Raw genomic sequence first — 20,450 nt, 5'->3', positions numbered from 1 at the left:
CTTTGGGCTTCCTCTTTGTGTGAGTTGACTTGCTTGAAGGAGTTTCCTCACTCAAGTAGGGAAAGGGGCGTATGCCGCCGCCACGCTCTTGTCTTACCTTCTGCCTTCGGATGAGCGATTGGGGCTGCCTTTGTTTTGACACCTAACAAAGGCTACAGCCGGATTCCCTCAATCACGCTTACGTTTGACTTTGTGGTAATGATTTTGGACAGCTTGAAGCCAGAAGCCTCAAACAGAGCTTCATATTCCATTTTTGTACGTTCACGACCGCCTGAAATGGCTATTAGCATATGGATGTCTAGAAACTTGCCCCAGAAAGGTTCATTGCCAGGTGGAATGATCCGCTCGACTAGCAAAAGTTTTCCATTTTCCACCATAGCGCGGTGGCAGTTCTTAAGAATAGCGATCGCACGTTCATCATCCAACAGATGGATGACGTATTTGAGAATGTAGGCATCGCCACCGCTGGGTACAGACTCAAAGAAGCTTCCGGCAACGAGTTCGCAGCGTTTTGAGACTCCCTCCGCTTCCAGAACACTCTTCGCTCCTTCGATTACGGACGGTTGATCGAAGAGAATGCCTTCGATTGTGGGATTTGCCTTAAGAATAGAGGCTATGAAACTTCCCCGTCCACCACCAACATCAACTAACTTGCGGATAGATGAAAAATCGTATTCCCCAGTGATCTCAGTTTTGTCCGTTGCTGAAACACTCGTCATCGCCTCGTCAAAAGTCTTTCCTGCTTGCGGGTTTTGCGCATAATACTGGAAGACTGGCATACCGTACAAATTCTGGAAAGCGCTATCGCCAGTCTGTATGCTGTGGATAATATCTCCCCAAGCGCGGTAATGTTCCTCACCAAAACTAATCGCAAAGGCACGTATTGAGTTAGGAGCATCGCTCTGGAGATAAGTGGCTAGTGGTGTTAGGGTGAAGCATTCCTGTTCGTCGAGAGCAAAGATCCCCACACTAGCAAGCGCACGCATGAGTCGATAAAGAGATCCTGCATTCGTTCCAGTTGAAGAAGCCAGATGATCACAACTCTTTGGACCGTCTTTCAACAAATCCGCTATACCAAGCTTCGCCGCAGCATATAGCGATCGCGAAATCCAGTAGCTAGTTGCCAATTCAATCATTACCATCTGCGACGGCATATCTTGTGAGATTTGGGTATTTTCTTGCAGGAACATGGTTGTTACTCCTAGTTAAGACAATTAAGCGAACGGGATTGGAGGGTACAACGCGAAAAATTATGTCCGAGGCAACAAAGCAAAGCTCTCCCAAATGCGTGAACATTTTCCCCTCCAAAGAGCGCCCTTCACCGCGTTCCACCGAAGTCTGGTCCGAGGAAGCCTCGGCTCAGACTTCTCTGTGCGTTTAAAAAAGTTACGAACTTATGCAATTTTGTACTAACGATGTAGCCACGTGTATTGACCTGGAGAATCACTCGCCAAAACAGCAATCTCCTGTCAGTTATCTGTTAACTTGTCAAGAACCGAAATTATGCCATCTTCAGGCAAAGGTATAGGCTCAGGGTTCATGAGGAAAGTAGTCTGTGAATACCACTGTCCGTTAACCTCGAACATTTCAAATTCGCTTTCTAATATGGCCCAAGTACGTTGATTAAGTCCAGCATGATATCGCCACTTGAAATGGCTTGCAACCTGAAATTTACCTTCCAGTTTTTCTAAGTCACTGGGACGCCAAAAGCGAGTCATTATGCGTTGGGTTGCTTCGATAGCAGCGGTTTGTAAAGCTATCTCCATCGGTTTATTGATAATGATTTGTTTGCGGTCAGAACGTCTCACGATCGAGATGGGCCTTTCACTCTCTCCTACCTGCACTATCCGCTTTAGTAGCGGCATAGGCAGATCTAGCAGAGAACAAAATACTGCCCCACCTGTGCGTAGAATCGCTTCTGCCGTTTCATATGCTGTTGGTGGTTGTTCTAATGCCATCCAGCTAAAAAATTGGATGGGACACTTACAGCGCCGCCAGCCGATTTTTACCTTGCCTTTGATTCTATGGGCTGTCTCAATTAGGCACTCCCGATACATCAAAGCTAACTGTGTTGCAGCCTGCTTGCTAGGAGCTTTGATTGTTACACCCTCATGGGTAAAGAAATAGTTCCAGTGAGGTTGGTTGAGAACTTTAAGTAGTTCCATGTTCGATGCCTTCCTCATGATTAGAGTTGTTGCCATATGTTGCAAACCAAAGCTTTTGCTGTAGTTTTTCAGGTACAGCTAAGGCTTGCATGATCAGAAGGAAATTATCTTTTGTCGGTAAAACCTCAGCGTTAGCAATTTGTTTGAGGTTTTTAATGCCTGTATGCCGTCGCAGCTTGTTGAGATTGCGCTGAACTAACTCATGAATATTTGCTGGCTCTGGTTCGGCTTCTTTTTTGATAGGTTTTTTACCTTGTCTTGCCGCGATCGCTTCACCAACAATCCGTCCCACAAGGCTACTAATGGTTTGTCCTTCTTCTTTCGCCCAGTACTCCAGTTCATTTTTTGTCTCTAAGTCACAAATGAAAGTGACTTTTTCTTTCTTTGTTGGCATCCTACACACAACCGCACTTCTGAAACCTTCATTAATGATGCTCCCTGAAAAATCTTTTTTTAGGTTCTTACCCCTTGACAGGTTCCGAACCAAAAATTAATATACCATCAGTAACTAAAAAATGTCTATAGCAAATGCAAGTAACACCAAAAAGCGGTTTCATTGTCTGTGTTGTTTTCAACATTCATCTCATACGCCAAAATTAACAAAATACTGTATTTGACAATGCCCCAAGGCTGTCGATGAGGTTATGGTACGCGACCTTGCTTGTGCAACAATGATGCCTAGAGGTTAGCAAAACCAATGCTTTTGGCGTTTGATGTGATTGCCAAAGAAAAGCTGTCAAGGAGTTTGAATGAGATGATTTGGACCGCTGTTTTCGCAAAAACAGGCAGTTGTCTTGCAAAAAATTTTGTAGGAAAAAGCTTTCGGACATCACAGAATTAAGAAGCGCAATTTTTCATAAGTACAACTCAAAGGGCTTTATCAATTTCCACACCCAAGAGTTGTAAAACAAAAACTTAACACTTGGCACCTAAGCGTAATTGCCACTATCTCAATTTTTCTGTAAAAAAATAAATTTTAGTGGCACTTGATGATTATATGTGGATAAAACAGGGATCCGAAACCTGTTTTGGGTTGACTTACATCTAGCCAATTGTCTGAAGAGGGTGGAGGTGCTTGAACCTACCTGCATTAAAACTACCTGCTTCAGCAGCAATTTCAAACAATTTCAATTGAAAGTGTCATTAAATACACTGGAGTGTCTCATGTCTAATCCTGCTATTGCGGTCATCGGGATGGGTTGCTGGTATCCGGCGCGCATCATTTACCACAGCTTTGGGAAAATATACTTGCAAAGCGGGTTCAATTTCGCAGGATTCCTGAGCAGCGACTGCCGCTTTCTGAGTACCACGATCCAGATCCCACTGCACCGGAAAAGACTTACGGGACTCGTGCCGCTGTCATTGATGGTTTTGAGTTCGACTGGGTTAGTAAGCGCCTTCCAAAAGGAACCGTTGAGTCTGCAGACATTGTCCATTGGCTGGCACTTGAAGTCGCACTCAAGGCTTTGGAGGATGCTGGGTACACGCGTGGAAATGTTGTTACCGAACGTTCAGGCGTAGTGCTTGGCAACACGTTGACTGGGGAACAAATGCGATCGCACATGATGCGTTTACGCTGGCCCTTTGTTCAACGGGCAATGCGCGCTGCAGCCGAGGCAAGAGGGCTGCCATCAGAACTGGTAAATGACCTGGTAGAGACTACCGAGGAGTACTACAAATCGGCATTCCAACCGATCACTGAGGATTCTCTAGCTGGATGCCTTTCTAACACGATTGCTGGGAGAATCTGCAATTTTCTTGACTTTAACGGCGGCGGATATGTAGTGGACGGTGCTTGTTCTGCTTCACTGATCGCAGTTGCTACCGCAGCTACAGCCTTAGCTAATAACGATCTGGATTTAGCACTTGCTGGGGGTGTCGATGTCAGTCTAGATCCTTTTGAAATCGTTGGATTTGCCAAGATGGGTGCGATCACTCGTCAGGACATGACGGTTTACGACCGTCATGCTAGCGGTTTTATTCCAGGTGAAGGTTGTGGTTTTGTTGTCCTAAAGCGTTTGGAGGACGCTCGCCGAGATGGCAACTATGTGTATGCAGTGCTGCGTGGTTGGGGTATATCCTCTGATGGAAGGGGTGGCGTTACAGCACCCAAACGGGAAGGTCAGGCGATCGCCCTTTTGCGTGCCTATACTCGCGCTGGCTACAGCCCAAACGATGTTGATTTTATTGAGGGGCATGGTACAGGTACCCCTGTAGGCGATCGCACAGAGTTGGAAGCTATTGGGCTGGTCATGGGTTCTGATCGAGAAGAAACTACCCGCAGCTGTGGCATCACCTCCTTCAAATCAATAGTTGGTCATACCAAAGCGGCGGCTGGCGTAGGAGGGTTCATCAAAGCTGTGATGGCAGTCAATCAGCGAATTTTGCCGCCAACGGCTGGTTGTAAGGAACCTAATACGGTATTTGAGACTGCCGCTCGTTGTGTTTACCCAATCCTTCAAGGAGAAGTCCGAAGCAAAACAGAGACTCTCCGAGCAGGTGTTTCTGCAATGGGATTTGGCGGCATCAACTGCCACGTGACTCTTGAGTCTGGTGATAGTCCCTCTTCTCGTCTCGGAACGTCTATTGAAGAGCGTGCTTTGCTTGTTTCTCAACAGGATACAGAACTGTTTGTGCTGAGTGCAGAGTCTATTCCCGCCTTGCGTCAACGCACTCAGGCTGTTCTAAGCATTGCAGAAGGAATCAGTGTCGGCGAACTCGTCGATCTAGCAGCGCACCTTGCGCATGAACTAGATCTGAAATCACCAGTTCGGGCAGTTGTTATTGCTGAAAGACCAGAGGAGCTGATTCGCACTCTCAAGCAACTTGAAAAGATGCTGGACGAAATGCCTCCTACCAAGGCAGAGGTGGCAATTAGCCCTGAGAAAAATGTCTGGATCAGCAACGCAGTTTCGCGCAACCGAATTGGTTTTCTGTTTCCCGGTCAAGGCTCCCAACAGTTGAATATGGGGCGTACACTTGTTGAGCGCCATAGGTGTGCTCGCGAACTCGTGGAGCAAGCAGATTGTTGGCTAAATGAGATAGGAGCACAAGCGGTTAGTCAACTCATATTCCGTCCACTGGATCGGATCCTTGATGTCAAGAAGGTCGACGAGTGGTCAGCCACACTCGCACAAACGGAAGTCGCTCAGCCTGCTATTTGCCTTGCCTCCCTCCTTTGGACCCGTAAACTTGCTAACCTTGGAATCAAGCCTGTTGCCGTGGCGGGGCACAGTCTTGGCGAACTGACTGCTTTTCGGGTAGCGGGTGCCTTTGATGACAAAGCTTTGCTTAGCTTAGCGGCAGTTCGAGGACAAGCCATGTCTGCACCTGCAAACGACGCAGGAACTATGGTCAGTTTAGCCTGCTCACAACAGACCGCTGTTGAACTCTTGAAGCAAGTCAGTGGCTATGCAGTTGTGGCAAATATTAATAGTCCGAAGCAGGTGGTGATATCCGGTGAGCGGACAAGCATTCAGGAAGTTATTGAACTTGCCGCAGCTCATGAAATCCGGACGTATCAGCTTCCAGTTTCCAATGCGTTTCATTCTCAATTGGTTTCAGCAGCAGCTGAGCATCTGAAAAACTGCGCACCAGTTCCTGAGGTACTTGGGGAAACAGACGTACAGCTGTTTTCTAGCGTGGATGGTCAGCAAGTCAAGCGCGGACTCAAACTACGTGAGCATTTTGCACACCAAGTTCTTGCGCAAGTGAATTTTATCGCTTCAGTTAAGAAACTCGCCCAGGAATGTGATTTGCTTATAGAAGTAGGTCCTGGAAAAGTTCTTTCCAACCTGGTGAAAGATATTACTGAACCGAGCGGTCCTGTATGTCTTCCGATTGAATCGAAACCTGGATTGGATCGGGATTTGAATACTGTGTTGGCAAGTCTTTTTGTCCACGGTGGCGAAATCCGATGGGAAGCGCTTTACGAAAACCGTCTTGTCCGCCCGTTTGTTCCAGCGTCGGATCGTATTTTCATTGAAAATCCCTGTGCGCAACAATTTAAAGTATCGGCTGTCACTCCATCCCTTATACCGACCTCTGGAGGTTGGGTGAAGTCAATGCCCATTGAACGCAGTGACGCGACCAATGTTTCACCGCAGGTTGTGTCTCAAGCCCTGTTCAATTACCTGACTCACAGAGGGAAGTTTTTGGCTGAGGTGATTCGAGCAGACTTGCAAACTCTGCCATTGCTCCCAGTTTCTGATACTTATGCCGTAAACAACAATAATGGCGTAAGAATTCAAGAAAGCCGTGTACCGACTGCTGCGATTGGGCAAAGCCCAGCGCCCTTTGCGGCGATCGCTAACGAACCAAAACCAAAAACAACAGTTGAAGCTCCCAAGAACTTCAACAAGACTGAGGCGATTGAGGAACTCTTAATCGATCAGGTTGTGCAACGGACAGGATATCCGCGAGAAAGTATCACGTTGCAAGCACGGCTGCTCGACGATTTGAACCTAGACTCTATTAAAGCTGGTGAACTGGTTGCCACCGTTGCAAAAGAATGTGGTGTAGCCGGTGAGGTCGATCCATCTTCTTTAGCCAATGCCACACTACAAGCAGTGGCTCAGGTGATTGGCGCAGTTATAGCGAATAAGAAAGCAGACGTTGAAGCGATTGCCTTCGGCAGTGGGCTTTGCCCAATCGCACCGGAGCTTCAAGTACCTAGTCAAGCACCCAAGGCTTCAGTATCAATACCCAATCTTCTGCTGTCCCTTTTAGAACAACGTACTGGTTTTCCACGAGAAACCCTATCTCTAGACTTGCGTCTGCTTAGCGATTTGAATCTTGACTCAATTAAAGCAGGGGAGTTCGTTGCAGAAGCAGCTAAGTGTGCGGGAGTGGCAGGACGCCTTGACCCTTCAAAATTTGCCAATGCCACATTGACAGAGGTTGCAGACGCTCTAGAGCAGCTTTTTCAAGAAGGAAGCATTCTAAATCAGCCAGAGCAGTTAGCGTTGAGTACACCCAATACCACCAACGGTAAAGCAATCCCTGCAAGTAAACCCGCAAGTTTGACTAGCCTTGAGGAAAAGTCTTGGGCGCGTAACTTTATTGTCCAGTATGTAGCCGAGGAAGCTCAAGCAACTCCCACCGCCAGCCAACAAAACCAGTGGCAAACTGCAAACGTATTGATTCTCTGCACTCCAAAGCAGGCAAGCGTGGCAGAGGCACTGCACCAAGACCTGCAAAGCCGGGGTGCCCGCGTTCAAATCAAGCCCTTTGCTGAAGCACAGGAGCAGCCACTGACTAGCAGTGTCGATTTCTCCCACTTGATTGCTGTTCTGCCCCAAGTACCGACAGACCAAATTTCAGCAAACGTTAGCTTACAAGAGAGCATCAAGCGACTACACACTGCGGCAGCACTCACACCTGTCTCAAGCAAACCGCGCCAGCCCATGACGTTAGCTTTTATTCAGTTTGGTGGTGGATATTTTGGCAAGCAACCACAGATAGCTAATATCGAGCAATGCTGTGCAACAGCCTTTGCAGGTAGTATCCATTTCGAGCGACCCGATTTAAAAATCCGGGCGATCGATTTTTCTTGTGATGTTAATCTTGCTGCACTAGCAGAACGTGTGAGCAATGAACTGTCCACACCTGAGACTTACGTCGCAGCAGGCTATGATTCAGAGCTGACTCGACGTATTCCCCGACCAGTTCTGCAGCATCCAGAAAGTTACCAAAGAAGACCGATTTCATGGTCATCAGATGATGTTATTCTGGTTACTGGTGGTGCTAAGGGCATCACTGCTACTTGTGCCCTTGCCTTTGCCCAAGCGACAGGCGCACGCATGGCGGTAGTTGGCAGCTCACCTTATCAGCAAGGAGCTGGTGAGCAAGGCAACAGCAACGAGCTTGTTAGCACTCTTGAAAGCTTCAGCAACGCAGGACTGACTTGCCGATACTATCAGTGCGACGTTACTGACGCAGAAGCGGTTTTAGCTCTCATTCACCAGATACGCCAAGAGATGGGCAAGATCACAGGCGTGATTCACGGGGCTGGACTAAATAAGCCAAGAAAGGTAGAGCAGGTCTCTGCTGAGGCAGCGCGTGCGGAAGTTGCGCCTAAACTCGTTGGCGCTCTCAATCTCTGCAATGCGTTGAAAGACAATCCACCAAAACTGTTTGTGGGTTTCGCATCGCTTATCGGCATCATAGGGGTGCCAGGTAATGCTTGGTATGCCTTCTCAAATGAAGCGCTAGATCTCATTTTGCGGCGCTTTGAGGCGGAACATCCAGAAACATCAGTTCTTTCCATCGCCTTTACTGTGTGGGAAGAGGTCGGCATGGGGGTACGCATGGGCAGTATTCCTGCTCTAGTGAAGCTCGGGCTATATTCTATCTCCAAAGAAGAGGGAGTGCGTCGATTCCTAAACTTGATGCTGAACGACCCTGGTGAGCGCCAAGTTGCGGTTGCGGGAAGGGTAAAAGTTGATACATGGTTACCAGCGCTTCCCCCACTACCAGCTGCATCAAGGTTTTTAGAACAGCTCCTCTACGTCGAACCAGGCGTGGAAGTTGTCTCACGCGTTCACCTTAGCATAGAGCAGGATCTCTACGTTCAGGATCACGTTTATAAAGGGTCGTACCTGTTTCCAACCGTGTTTGGTCTGGAGGCTATGGCTCAAGTTGTTGCTTACGCCACAGGTCAGTCCCACTTCCAGGCGTTGCGTATTGAAGATATCCGCCTTGAGCGACCCATCGTGGTAGACCCCACAAAGGGCGTGGACATCGAAATTCACGCAGAGGTGATTGAAGACTGGTCTTTTGGTGCTAAGCAGCGGGTGCGTGCCGGCATTAGAACAGAGCAGACAGGCTTCGCTATAGATCATTTCTCGGCAACCTTTGTCCTAAATATCGATAGCGATGTGCCCAGAGCAACTGTCGAACTCCCAGAGACCCCGTTAGATATTCAGCCCCAGCAAGATTTGTACAGCTGGTTGCTATTCCAGGGTCCTCGCTTTCAGCGCCTACAGCAGGTTTATACCCTCAACGCTAACCAGTGTGTCTTCAGCACAGAAATGCGCTCATCCTCGTCCACAGGTCAAGACAGCTTTGCTGACAGGATTTCAACACCTTTACTACTTGGAGATCCGTTTTTCCGAGACTCGCTGCTCCAGGTTGTACAGCTTGTCATTCCACAAGACATTAGCCTTCCTATCGGCATCGATAGTATCGAACTCTATCGCCCAAATGGAGATGTCTCAAACAAATGTATTGGAGTTGCTATCCTTGAGGGTCGCTCTGATCGACAGTATCGCAGTAGTGTCTTTGCCGTTGACCAGGATGGGCGGGTCATAGAAAGGCTTGAGGGTTACCAGTTACGGATTCTAGAGCATCGAGAGGAGCATCCCACGGCTGAAGATCTGGCCAACCCCAGTCAACGAGATGAACAGATTCTACGCAGTAAATTGGCTCGCTGGGCTGATGACTTCAAGATAACTGTGCCAGAAGTTTCACTGGCTCATCTTCCAGGCTTACATGGGCTATCTGCAGCAGAACGCCACCAACGAGAAGTGCCTATATTCTCAAAGGCGATCGCTAAACTGCTCAATCCTGGCAACTCATGACATGACCTCTAATCAAGTAGCCATCATGTACTTCCGTACACCAGAACGGATGAAAAAACTTTTCTTCCCTTCTGCCCTCTGCCCTCAGCATAGCTGCCTTTTTCAAGTCAGGTTAACGCTTAGGCAATCAGGTTGTCCACCCTCCATCTGTGGTCTTTATGCAGCTGCATAAACCTATTGAATACAGGTATTTCAAACATTCAACAGCAAGGAGAAGTGTTAAATGGTGAACACATCGCTACCAACTTCAGTCGAAGCTGAGGACAAGACTATCAACTACACAGCTACTCAATTGGATTCAATGCCCTTGCAGGTTGCAGGTTTCCAACAAGTTCAAATCAAATGGCTTAATTCAGGCAAACCAGTGCTTGAGGGCTTAGAAGAAAAAGCTGTGAATGTGTCCCTTTCTCATGATAACCGTTTTTGCTTGTGTGTTGCTGGTTATGGATCACAAGGTTGTGATATTGCCCCCATAACACACAGAACGCAGCAAGAATGGACTGCTTTGCTAAGCTATGCTCGCTCGCCATTGATGCAACAGTTGCTAGCTGTTAACGACTCGCTGGATCAGGCAGGTACGCGCATCTGGGCAGCGGTAGAAGCCCTGCGTAAAGCCACCAATGCTTTGAATATCGATTTGGCGATCGCCCAAACAGAAGGAGATTGTATTTTGTTTCAGGAGACAGTTTCTGGTAGTCAGTTTAAAGTTCTCACCTTTCCAATCGCGCTCACCCGAGGTCCTGAAAGAATGGTCGCGCTGGTTGTACAAAACACCTAGCTTACTCAAGCCATAGCGACCAAACATTCCTACTAAGTTGAACTCAAACGTAAAGATTGACACAGAGACACGAAAAATTTTCAACATATAGGGCACTCTTATTTATCTGTGTCCATCTGTGTCCATCTGTGGTTCATTATTTCTTTGGTGTACCTTACCCAAGTGCAAACCGCTATATTTCTCCTTTGTCTCCCCTCCCCTCCTCACATCTGGAGCATTAACGACCACAATGCACAGCGAGCATTGCTCACGCGAATGTCCTCAAGAACTGACCAACAGTTTTGCAACAAAAACTCAATCCATTAGAAATGGAGTTATGAATGTACACCACTCAAGTCTCTGAATATGACGTCATAGTCCTGGGCAGGGGATTTGCTGGTAACTGCCAAGTCCGACATCTCTTGCTCAAAATTCCAAATATTCGAGTAGCCCTCATTGATCCTCGTCTCGAAGAGGACTTAGAAGAGGACTTCAAACCTGGCGAGTCAATGATTGAAATTGGCACACTCTTGCTTAGTAAAGAACTGGGGCTTTATGATTACATAGTTGAAAATCATCTGCCTAAAGTTGGCTCGAACTTCCACTGGCCGAAAGACCCAACTCAAACACAGACCACAGATGACTACTATCACATTTGGTGCAATCGACAACCTGAACTCGATTCCACTCAAATAAACAGCGCCAGATTTGAGCAAGACTTGCTTCATATGAACAAAGAGATGGGCGCTAGCTTCTATAAAGGTCATGTGGTTGACGTAGATTTGACTTCAGGTGATGCCCTAAAAACAGTTAAGATCCAGCTGGGCGACAACAACATCGAACTGAAAGCCAAACATATTATTGATAGTGCAGGTCGCAAGTTTATTATCGGACGCAAGACAGACAACCTCCTGTTTGAACCAGAAAATCTTGATGGAGCGAACACTGGCTCAGCTTGGGTACGTGTCAAAGGTGTAGACCGTAACATTTTCCACAATGGTTATGACCCATTTAGTGCAACTTGCAGCCATTACTATGCCGGCAATTATTGGTTTGGTTATGGTCACTGGCTGTGGATGGTTCCCACAGACAAGTACACTGAGGAAATCTCCATTGGTATCATTCACCACCATGATGTGATTCCTGCTTGTGACATCAACACCCAGGAAAAATTTTACGCCTTCCTGAAAGCAAATCACACCAACTTATATCAGCTGCTGAGCAGTGGTGATAAACTTGATTTTCACTACTTGCCAAGAATAACTCACACCAGCAAAGTCATATTATCCCCGGACAACTGGTATGTGCTTGGTGATGCAGCTTGCTCTTTCGATATCTTCTATTCTTCCGCGACAACGATGATTTCATTTGGCATTGAGAGCATCACAGAAATCATCCGCGCCAAACTGGCTCTTGAACCAGATGCTGAGGAGAAGCGCTCTGCTTATAACGACTTCAGTATCGCCTACGCACGTCAAGTCAACCATCTCATGAAACATCGTGCGCAGCAACTTGGTCACGCCAGCGTCATGAGTTGGCGCATCTACTTGGAGCATATGTGGATTTTTGGGTTGAGTTTGCCAATGTATGTAGGCAAATGGTTTTTAGACCCGAAGTATATTCGTGCGTATCTGAAGAAAGCTCCTAGTACACAAAGAGTCATTTCTGAAGTATACGAGCAGTGTAACAAGTTAGTAGACCGAGGTGCCAACATCGGGTTGATAGATATCTACCGAGCCGATCAATTGTTTCGAGACTACACTCCGGTTAAGGCTCAGGGCGACTACTTGGAGAACACAAAATTTGAACCCAAGCATTGCAACATCTTCGCCAGCTTAAAACAGACTTACTTTTACACTGCTATCTGGTACATCCTCTTCCAGTGGAAAGGCTTTGGTCTTTTGGGAGTGCTGGCTCCACGCCATCTCTACAACTTCTTCCGTTTGTTGAAGGGAGCATTAGATGCTGCTCTTAGTGAGAAGGCTTACTTGCAAGAGACTAAGCATATGCCTACTAACACTGAAGTGGCTAAAATGCGGCAGGAATTCAAAAACTACCGATATCGAGCGCAATTACAGCCAAGGTGTGAGGTTGGAAACTAAGAAGCCCCTTCACTAAACTTACTCAACGCAAAAATTTAAGCGTTTGATACAGAGCTGTGCAAATTGATTGTTAACAAATTAAAACTGGAGCGGTAAATGCATACTACTCAACAGCTAGAATACGACGTCGTCATTATGGGTGCAGGCTTTGTAGGAGTTTGTCAAGCTCGGCACCTCTTACTTAAAATCCCAAATATCCGAATTGCACTGATTGATCCTCGCCCAGAAGAGCGCACAGAGAAAGACCTCAAACTTGGTGAATCAATGGTCGAAATTGCGACGCTCTTTGTGTCTAAGGAATTAGGTCTCCATGAGTACTTAGTCGAAAACCATCCTCCAAAATCTGGGCTGAACTTTCACTGGGCTAAAGACCCGGCGAAAACAGAGACAACCGACGATCATTACCACGTTTGGTCCAATCGACGCTCACCCATTCAAACTTTTCAAATGAACCGCGCTAAATTTGAGCGGGACTTACTGAGGATGAACAAACAAATGGGTGCTGTCTTCTACCACGGTCGCGTGGTTGATGTAGATTTGACCCCAGGGGATGCCCTAAAAACAGTCAAGGTCAAGCTAAGCAACGAGGACATCGAACTGAAAGCCAAACATGTCATCGATGGCTCGGGTCGTAAGTTTATTATCGGACACAAGACAGACAACCTCTTATTTGGACCAGAAAATCTTTTTGGAGTCAACACCGGCTCAGCTTGGGTACGCGTCAAATATGTGGATCGAACCATTTTCCACGACGGTTATGACCCCTTCGGTGCCACCTGCAGCCATTACTATGCCACCAACCACTGGTTTGGTTGTGGTCACTGGCTGTGGATGATTCCTACAGACAAGGACACTCAGGAAATATCAATTGGCATTGTCCAGCACCATGATGTGATTCCTGCTTCTGACATCAACACTCAGGAAAAGTTTTACGCTTTCCTAAAGGCAAATCATACCAACTTGTATAACCTGCTAACGAGTGGTGAAAATGTTGACTTTCACTACTTACCAAGACTTGCCCACAGCAGCAAGGTTATGTTCTCCCCAGATAACTGGTATGTGCTTGGCGATGCGGCTTGCATTTTTGACGCCTTCTATTCTTTGGGGACAACGATGATTTCGTTTGAGATTGAAAGTGTAACGGAAATCATCCGCGCCAAGCTGGCTGGTGAACCTGACGCTGAGGAAAAGCGCGCTCTCTATAACAGCTTCAATCTTGCTTACACGCGCACGGTTAACCATGCCATGAAAAATCACTCCAAGCATCTTGGTCATGCCAGCATCATGAGTTGGCGCATTTACTTTGAGTATATGTGGTTCTTCGGGTTGATTCTACCCATGTACGTGGGCAAATGGTTTTTAGACCCGAAGTATATTCGTGCGTACTTGAAGAATGCTGGTGTTGGCAAAAGAGTGATTTCTGACGTATACGAGCAGTTTAGCAAGCTAGTTGATCGAGGTGCCAACATTGGGTTGATGGATGCCTACCGAGCCGATCAATTGCTTGGACATTACTCCACAATTCAGCACTATGGCAATTATCTAGAAAACGCAAAGCTTGAACCCAAGCGCCATAACATTTTTACGAGTCTGACATATGCCTACTTTTACCTTGCCATCTGGTACATAATGTTCCAGTGGAAAGGCTTTGGGCTAAAGGGCGTCTTGGCTGTGCGAAATCTCTACAATCTCTTCAGCTTGTTGTCCTCATCAGCGAAGTTTGGTTTAAGCGCACTCAGTTACTGGCTTAAAACCAGAGGTGTACCGACTAACACCCAGGTGGCAAAAATGCACCAAGAGTTCAAGAGCTATCAGTATCGACCTGAACTACAGCCTTGGATAGAGGATATAACCCCTCTAGGCTTACAAACTCAGGGTTCTACTAAGCAACAGTCTAACACCACAAATGTGCCAAGACTTCCAGAACTTTCGGTCTCTGGTTAACTGACATAAACTCCAATACGGTTTAGTTAAGAAGAATTGTAGGTTGGGTTGAGCGTAAGCGAAACCCAACAAATGCCTAATAATGTTGTGTTTCGTGCCTCAACTCAACCAAATTGGTTTCGAGTTTTTAGCTTTAACTGAATCGTATTGACACAAGCAACTATTTATTTAGCCGATGCTTGGATAATCCCCAGAGTTTTGATTTAGCAACTATCCATAATGGAAGTTCTTGGTAGGGCAACAATATGTCCAAATTATCTCAAACTCTATACAGTCACGAAATTCAGAAAGGTATTTATCTCCTTGGATTGAATATCTCAGAGTCTGAACTAAAAGAATTGTTGTCTGGCAATACCATTTCACTGGAAAATAGAGGTTTAAGTGAAATAGGTTTATTATTTATTCTTGCAGAAGCTCTTTCGGCATTAAATTCATTTAAGAATGTGACTTTTCGAGATTTATCAGAGGTGGTGACAGAAGCATCATCCAGTTGTGGAATTCCAATTTTCTGTTGGGATTCTGAACTCGGTAAGTGCTGTCTTTATTTAACTTTAGTTAATGGTAAGCCAGCGCTAAAAACTTGCTACCAATTCTAAGTTGTAGTGGAAAGCAAATGAGGAAGAGGAGATAGTAGAAATGGTGTTTATATCTGCAACACGTGCGCGAGTGACAAGACCTCTTTATAAGCTGCCGTTTTCCTTACATAGCATACTAAGTATATTGCAACTAAACCGTGCATCCGGCAAGCTCTGTGCTAAGTTTCGCTGGCGACCGAACGAGTTTTGGACGCTGATTGCCTGGCAAGACAAAGCATCCATGCTAGCCTACCGCAATACAGGAGCACACCGTCGAGCCATGCCAAAGCTGACTTTGTGGTGCGATGAAGCATCCTTTGTACATTGGTATCAAGAAAGTGCTGAACTTCCAAATTGGCAGGCAGTAGAACAACGCATGATGGAACAGGGAAAGCTGGTAAAGGTTGGGCATCCTTCATGAGCGCGTTAATGATATGAGGATGAAATTTCCTCATCATGCATCCACAAAACCCTAATAATCAAACAGCCCTGCACCGGGGAGGGGTTAGGGGTGGGGTTCCAAGGCATCGCTGTTTTCTAATAACGTACTAGTCGTATTTACGACAACCTGCGCTGCTCCCGTAAAGAACTTGCGGTCGAGAGTTGCTGGTACATCGCTGGGTTGGTGGTAGTGAGGAGTACGTAGATTTGCCGTATCTGTTACCAGCACTGCACCGACTCCTTGATACCAGAATGGGGCGTGGTCGCTGCGTAGAGTATCAGGTGTCAACAAACCTTTGAGGGGGATTGGCAGTGTTAACACAGGTGGCATTGATTCAATTGTACTCTTTGTACTCTCCTTATTAAAAGAGATTGGAGGAAGCATCTGTGAATTTTGAAAAGCATGAAGCAGTGGCAAGTGTTCCGTATCACCCACCACCGTCAAAAAGTCACCCTGATCACTGGGTGGAGTCACTGGTAAACCCGTCGGGTATTTCTGACAGCCAGGAGTGTGACAAGCATAACCCACCATATCCATGACAATTACGCCTTGGAGGTTTTCTAGATGTTTCTTGTTTGTCACAAAAGCTTTACTACCTAAAAGCCCTGCTTCCTCCTTGTCAAAAAAGGCGAGCTGCAATGTTCTAGGAGTGGGACGCGAACCCAAAAGTCGGGCAATTTCCAGCACCACAGCAACACCACTAGCATTGTCATCAGCCCCAGGAGAGATATAAACAGTGTCGTAATGAGCACCGACTAGAATTGCTCCGGCATTTTTATCAGTTCCCGGTCTTTGAGCAAAGACGTTGACACCATCTTCAAACTTCTCTAGCTGAGGTTTCCAGCCTAATTTTTTCAGTTCGGTTGTGATGTAAGCGCGAGTCCGCGATCGCTCTGCTGGAGTATGGCGTGTAAAGTTTAACCTTTGAACGTGGGCGAAAAGCTGATCACCAGAAACTTGTAAGGAAGCAGGGATAGGAGGACGCAAAGACGCGCTTAAATTTTTTGTCTCCGTATCTTTGCCTCTAATTGTCTTGACATCTTTCCCTTTTGGTGTATTTGCGTCTTGATTTGCAGTGAGGGAATTGTCAACTCTAATACTGTAAATGACTGACTCCCCATGCTGCTTAACAAACACGCTCGTGACAACTACAGCAACTGTTGTCACCAGTAACAAAAGTACCAGCCAAAACCGTTTTTTCACATCTCTCATCAAAATCCCCTCATCTGGTTATCCCTTTGTCACCTTCTTTGTATTCCTGACATACAACAGCGCAAACGCCAAGTTTGACACCGTGTCTTTTGACAGAACAAGTCACTTCATATAAAGTTCCCATGAAACTTTTAAATTAAGAGCAATGCTCCAAAGACTTTTCTTAGCATCTACTGCATTCATTTGCCTGACGGTACTGGGGAACATAACAATAGCCAGTGATACTGCAGATAGTAATGGCACTCATCATCACAAGACAATGGAAATTGCTCCTGGTCAACCTGTACCCTTAGTGAACTTAGTTGTGCATCCAGATGCTAAGAAAGGATGGAATTTGGAGGTAAAAGTTACTAACTTTAGCTTCGCACTCCTAAGTGTCAATACAGCCGCTAAACCTGGAGAAGGTCACGCTCATCTTTATGTTAATGGACAAAAAATTGCCAGATTGTATGGCAATTGGTACTATCTAGAATATTTGCCACCTGGGAAAAACCGGATTACTGTTAGTTGAAATAGTAACACTCATGAAAGTTTAGTTTATAACGGAAAAATCATTCAAAATACAACAATTATAGAAGTTCCTACAAAAAGTACTCAGAGGTTGTTTGAAAAGTGGTTGGCTGTGATTTTTGGCACTTATTGATCCCCCCTAGCCCCCCTTGGAAAGGGGGGAACCGGAATCAAAGTCCCCCTTTTTAAGGGGGATTTAGGGGGATCTAGAACACTTTGCTACCGACAGTAGGACTTTTAAAACATCCTCTCAGAAATATTAGAGATAATTAAGTTAAAAAAGCATCATTATAAGAAAAAGGATAGTATTTTTAATGAGTTATATTCATTATTAATTTTTTCTTCTTAATTGTTGTCATTTATTTAATTTTTAATGACTGATGCTACATTTGTTGCTCATCATGGCTCTGGGGTTCTTAGGAAGTTTTGGACATTGCTTTGGGATGTGTGGACCTTTGGCGGTGGCGTTTTCTCTGTCTCATAAGCAGGATTCCCATTGGCGACAGCAATTGCAGTTTCACGCACTTTTGAACTTGGGGCGAATGTTAAGCTATGTTGTTGTCGGTGCTGGTATTGGAGCATTGGGTTCAGTGTTGCTCGCCAGTGGACAAATGGCGGGAATTGGTAGCCAATTACGCCAATGGATGGCAATTCTGACTGGCGTTCTGCTGATTTGGTTTGGCATTGGACAAATAAAACCTGACTTTCTGCCTCAAATTCCATTACTACACCCTCTGGTGCAAAATCGTCTACACAGCTCCCTCAGTCAGGGAATGGTCAAGCTTTCTCTACAAAACAGGTGGTGGACACCAGCGCTTTTGGGTATGACTTGGGGTTTAATGCCCTGTGGTTTTTTGTATGCTGCCCAAATTAAAGCTGCGGAAACTGGCAATTGGTGGATGGGTGGCGCAACAATGCTGGCTTTTGGCTTGGGAACTCTGCCTACAATGATAGGTGTAGGTGTGTCTACATCGTTGGTCAGTAAAGACAGGCGCAGTCAATTGTTTCGCTTGGGTGGTTGGGTCACTCTCACCATCGGCGTGCTAACGCTGCTGCGGACTGGTGACACAATGGTAGATTACACAGGGCACGCTGCGTTAATCTGTTTAATCCTGGCGCTTGTTGCTCGCCCCATCAGCAGCTTGTGGACAGCACCTTTGCGTTACCGTCGTGCGTTGGGAGTAGGCGCGTTTGTGCTGTCTTGTGCTCACACCACCCATATGATGGAACATTCCCTGCAATGGAATTTTGCAGCTTTCTTTTTCTTACCGCCAGAGTTTCAGTTGGGTATGGCTTTGGGTGCTGTAGCACTGGTATTAATGACTCCCGCAGCCCTCACCAGTTTTGACTTTTTGCAGAAGTCATTGGGCAAGCGCTGGCGATTCATTCATCTATTCAGCGTACCCGCTTTGCTGTTAAGCTGCATTCATGCTGTAATTATTGGCTCCCACTACTTAGGTTCTTTTCAATCTGGCTGGGGGAATAAATTAGCAGCAGTGCTTCTGGGATTTGTGACGCTGGGTGTGTTGCTGGTGCGTTGGCGCTTTTTTTGGTCAATGTTATCTTTACAGAAATTTTATGTTCCCCCAAAAAAGTCGCAGTAAATTCACTAAACTCTCGTTCCTAGGCTATGGGTGGAAAGGACTTAGAGGACGCTCTGGCTTAAAAATACATCGTTGTGACCCCACCCCTAACCCCTCCCCGCAAGCGAGGAGGGGAGAAAATATTCCCCTCTCTATGCTTGCACAGAGGAGCCAGCGCCCCTTTGGGGTATCTCCTCCACAGAGGCTGCGCCAACGCCAGTCGCCTGCTCCGGGAAACCCTCCCTCACGAGGTGCTCACCGTGCGGGGGTTCCCCCCGCCCGTGCGACTGGCGTGGGGGTTAGGGGGGTGAGGTTGTTTCAATCGATAATATTACTAGGAATTTTAGTAATATTCACAACAAACACTCCGATCGCCTCTGCCCATAAAGTAACGACCGCAGCAGATGTTGGCGCGACCTTACATCTAGAACCAAATGATAATCCCCGCGCTGGGGAAGCGACAAAAACTTGGTTTGCCCTGACTCGTAAAGGTGGAAAAGCTATCCCTTTGGCAGAGTGTAATTGTCAATTAGTTGTTTACGCTGAACCTCACTCACCTAAGGAACCACCACTCCTCGAACCACCCTTACAACCTGTTGCTGCTGAACGGTATCAAGGCATACCTGGTACTGAAATTACCTTTCCCAGACCAGGAGCTTATCAGCTACAGCTCAGTGGCAAACCAAAAGACGGAAAGAGTTTTCAGCCATTTGAGTTAAAGTTTGCGGTGACTGTAGCAGCTGGTTCAGTGTCAACAGAAAGAGGAGTAAATGTACAAAATGTCAATCAAAATCTAGAAAACGTAACAGAGGAGCAAACACAGGGAATACCACTTTGGGCGATGGCCCTATCAGGTCTTTTAGCAGTGGGTGTCTTCTTCGGGGTATTGCGAATGGTCAAGAGGAGATAGGTTTTAGGCACGACAATGTAGAGACGTGACCAAGAATCATAGTGTAGGGGGTAGGGTGTAGGGTGTAGGGGGGAAAGAGAAAAAACGAGGAAAAATGAACACCCGCTCTACACCCCATTGGTTTCAAGCCCCTCAATTTATTGATGGAGAAAACAAAACCTATTCCTTGTTTGAAACCCCTCAATTCCATTGATGGGGTTCCCCACACCCCACACCCACACCCCATACCCCGTTCCATGCTAGTCGCCTGCTGTCGGAAACAAGGACTGCAGCACTGGTCTCACCTCCTGCAGCGCTGGCTCGCCATGGCACGTCTCTACACTACGGAATTATCACTCCTCACTTATGGCAACTTGATGCCAGTGCCAAGCGTGAGTCATAATCTCCTTGAGAGAAGAGTATTGTGGATGCCAGCCAAGGATTTTTTTGGCTTTGTCCCCACTACCAATCAGTGCTGGTGGATCGCCAGGACGGCGATCGCACTCTACAACTTTGATATCTTTTCCTGTCACTTGTTGTTGGCAGTTTCAATCACTTCTTTGACTGAGAAGCCGTTACCATTTCCTAAATTAAAAACTTCGCTGTCACCCTGCCTTTGAGCAAATATTCCAATCCCAAAACGTGAGCGTCTGCTAGTCGCTAGACTAACATAATCCGAATGCACGTTCAT

The 20,450-nt window shown here is 46.5% G+C and carries 13 protein-coding genes and 1 pseudogene; 9 read left to right on the top strand and 5 right to left on the bottom strand.

All coding sequences use genetic code 11. The features are described from left to right. Positions 1–152: 152 nt before the first annotated feature. The 3 genes from V5G28_RS33555 to V5G28_RS33545 form a co-directional block, all read right to left on the bottom strand. Complete coding sequence (locus tag V5G28_RS33555) at positions 153–1,190, bottom strand: methyltransferase (protein WP_332987414.1); 1,038 nt, start codon at positions 1,188–1,190, stop codon at positions 153–155. A 279-nt stretch (positions 1,191–1,469) separates the two neighbouring features. Continuing rightward, positions 1,470–2,165, bottom strand: coding sequence for a hypothetical protein (locus tag V5G28_RS33550; RefSeq protein ID WP_332987413.1), 696 nt, complete (start codon positions 2,163–2,165; stop codon positions 1,470–1,472). Next, complete coding sequence (locus tag V5G28_RS33545; protein ID WP_332987412.1) at positions 2,152–2,559, bottom strand: hypothetical protein; 408 nt, start codon at positions 2,557–2,559, stop codon at positions 2,152–2,154. The genes V5G28_RS33550 and V5G28_RS33545 overlap by 14 nt, the downstream gene beginning before the upstream one ends. Positions 2,560–3,364: 805 nt before the next feature. Between V5G28_RS33545 and V5G28_RS33540 the strand changes: the two genes are divergently transcribed. The 6 genes from V5G28_RS33540 to V5G28_RS33515 all read left to right on the top strand — a co-directional run bounded on the left by V5G28_RS33540 (position 3,365) and on the right by V5G28_RS33515 (position 15,544). Then, positions 3,365–9,745 (top strand): SDR family NAD(P)-dependent oxidoreductase, encoded by a 6,381-nt coding sequence (locus V5G28_RS33540; RefSeq protein ID WP_332987411.1) that lies wholly within the window; start codon positions 3,365–3,367, stop codon positions 9,743–9,745. A 223-nt stretch (positions 9,746–9,968) separates the two neighbouring features. After that, positions 9,969–10,523, top strand: a complete 555-nt coding sequence (locus V5G28_RS33535) for a hypothetical protein (RefSeq protein ID WP_332987410.1) — start codon at positions 9,969–9,971, stop codon at positions 10,521–10,523. Positions 10,524–10,843: 320 nt separating this feature from the next. Beyond that, complete coding sequence (locus tag V5G28_RS33530) at positions 10,844–12,604, top strand: NAD(P)/FAD-dependent oxidoreductase (RefSeq protein WP_332987409.1); 1,761 nt, start codon at positions 10,844–10,846, stop codon at positions 12,602–12,604. A 96-nt stretch (positions 12,605–12,700) separates the two neighbouring features. Then, complete coding sequence (locus tag V5G28_RS33525; protein WP_332987408.1) at positions 12,701–14,548, top strand: NAD(P)/FAD-dependent oxidoreductase; 1,848 nt, start codon at positions 12,701–12,703, stop codon at positions 14,546–14,548. A gap of 245 nt (positions 14,549–14,793) precedes the next feature. Then, complete coding sequence (locus tag V5G28_RS33520) at positions 14,794–15,144, top strand: hypothetical protein (RefSeq protein ID WP_096564404.1); 351 nt, start codon at positions 14,794–14,796, stop codon at positions 15,142–15,144. A gap of 40 nt (positions 15,145–15,184) precedes the next feature. Beyond that, positions 15,185–15,544 carry a hypothetical protein gene (locus tag V5G28_RS33515; protein ID WP_332987407.1) on the top strand — a complete coding sequence of 120 codons (360 nt, stop codon included), beginning with the start codon at positions 15,185–15,187 and terminating at the stop codon, positions 15,542–15,544. 84 nt (positions 15,545–15,628) lie between these two features. Here the strand turns inward: V5G28_RS33515 and V5G28_RS33510 are convergent, their stop codons facing one another. Beyond that, positions 15,629–16,777 carry a M28 family peptidase gene (locus V5G28_RS33510; protein ID WP_332987406.1) on the bottom strand — a complete coding sequence of 383 codons (1,149 nt, stop codon included), beginning with the start codon at positions 16,775–16,777 and terminating at the stop codon, positions 15,629–15,631. Positions 16,778–16,922: 145 nt separating this feature from the next. Here V5G28_RS33510 and V5G28_RS33505 point away from each other — a divergent pair, with 145 nt between their 5' ends. The 3 genes from V5G28_RS33505 to V5G28_RS33495 all read left to right on the top strand — a co-directional run bounded on the left by V5G28_RS33505 (position 16,923) and on the right by V5G28_RS33495 (position 19,780). Continuing rightward, positions 16,923–17,288, top strand: a complete 366-nt coding sequence (locus V5G28_RS33505) for a hypothetical protein (protein WP_332987405.1) — start codon at positions 16,923–16,925, stop codon at positions 17,286–17,288. 379 nt (positions 17,289–17,667) lie between these two features. Then, positions 17,668–18,891 carry an urease accessory protein UreH domain-containing protein gene (locus tag V5G28_RS33500; protein WP_332987404.1) on the top strand — a complete coding sequence of 408 codons (1,224 nt, stop codon included), beginning with the start codon at positions 17,668–17,670 and terminating at the stop codon, positions 18,889–18,891. Between the two features lie 133 nt (positions 18,892–19,024). Then, a complete protein-coding gene (locus V5G28_RS33495; protein ID WP_332987403.1) occupies positions 19,025–19,780 on the top strand; it encodes a hypothetical protein in 756 nt (251 codons plus the stop codon). 332 nt (positions 19,781–20,112) lie between these two features. Here the strand turns inward: V5G28_RS33495 and V5G28_RS33490 are convergent. Next, positions 20,113–20,416 (bottom strand): annotated as a pseudogene (locus tag V5G28_RS33490) (UDP-glucose 4-epimerase GalE); the annotation flags it as partial. Between the last annotated feature and the right edge of the window lie 34 nt (positions 20,417–20,450).

It is taken from the genome of Scytonema sp. PRP1, from assembly GCF_036697665.2.
GTDB lineage: Bacteria > Cyanobacteriota > Cyanobacteriia > Cyanobacteriales > Nostocaceae > Kalymmatonema > Kalymmatonema gypsitolerans.
This window is presented reverse-complemented; position numbering and strand designations above follow the sequence as displayed.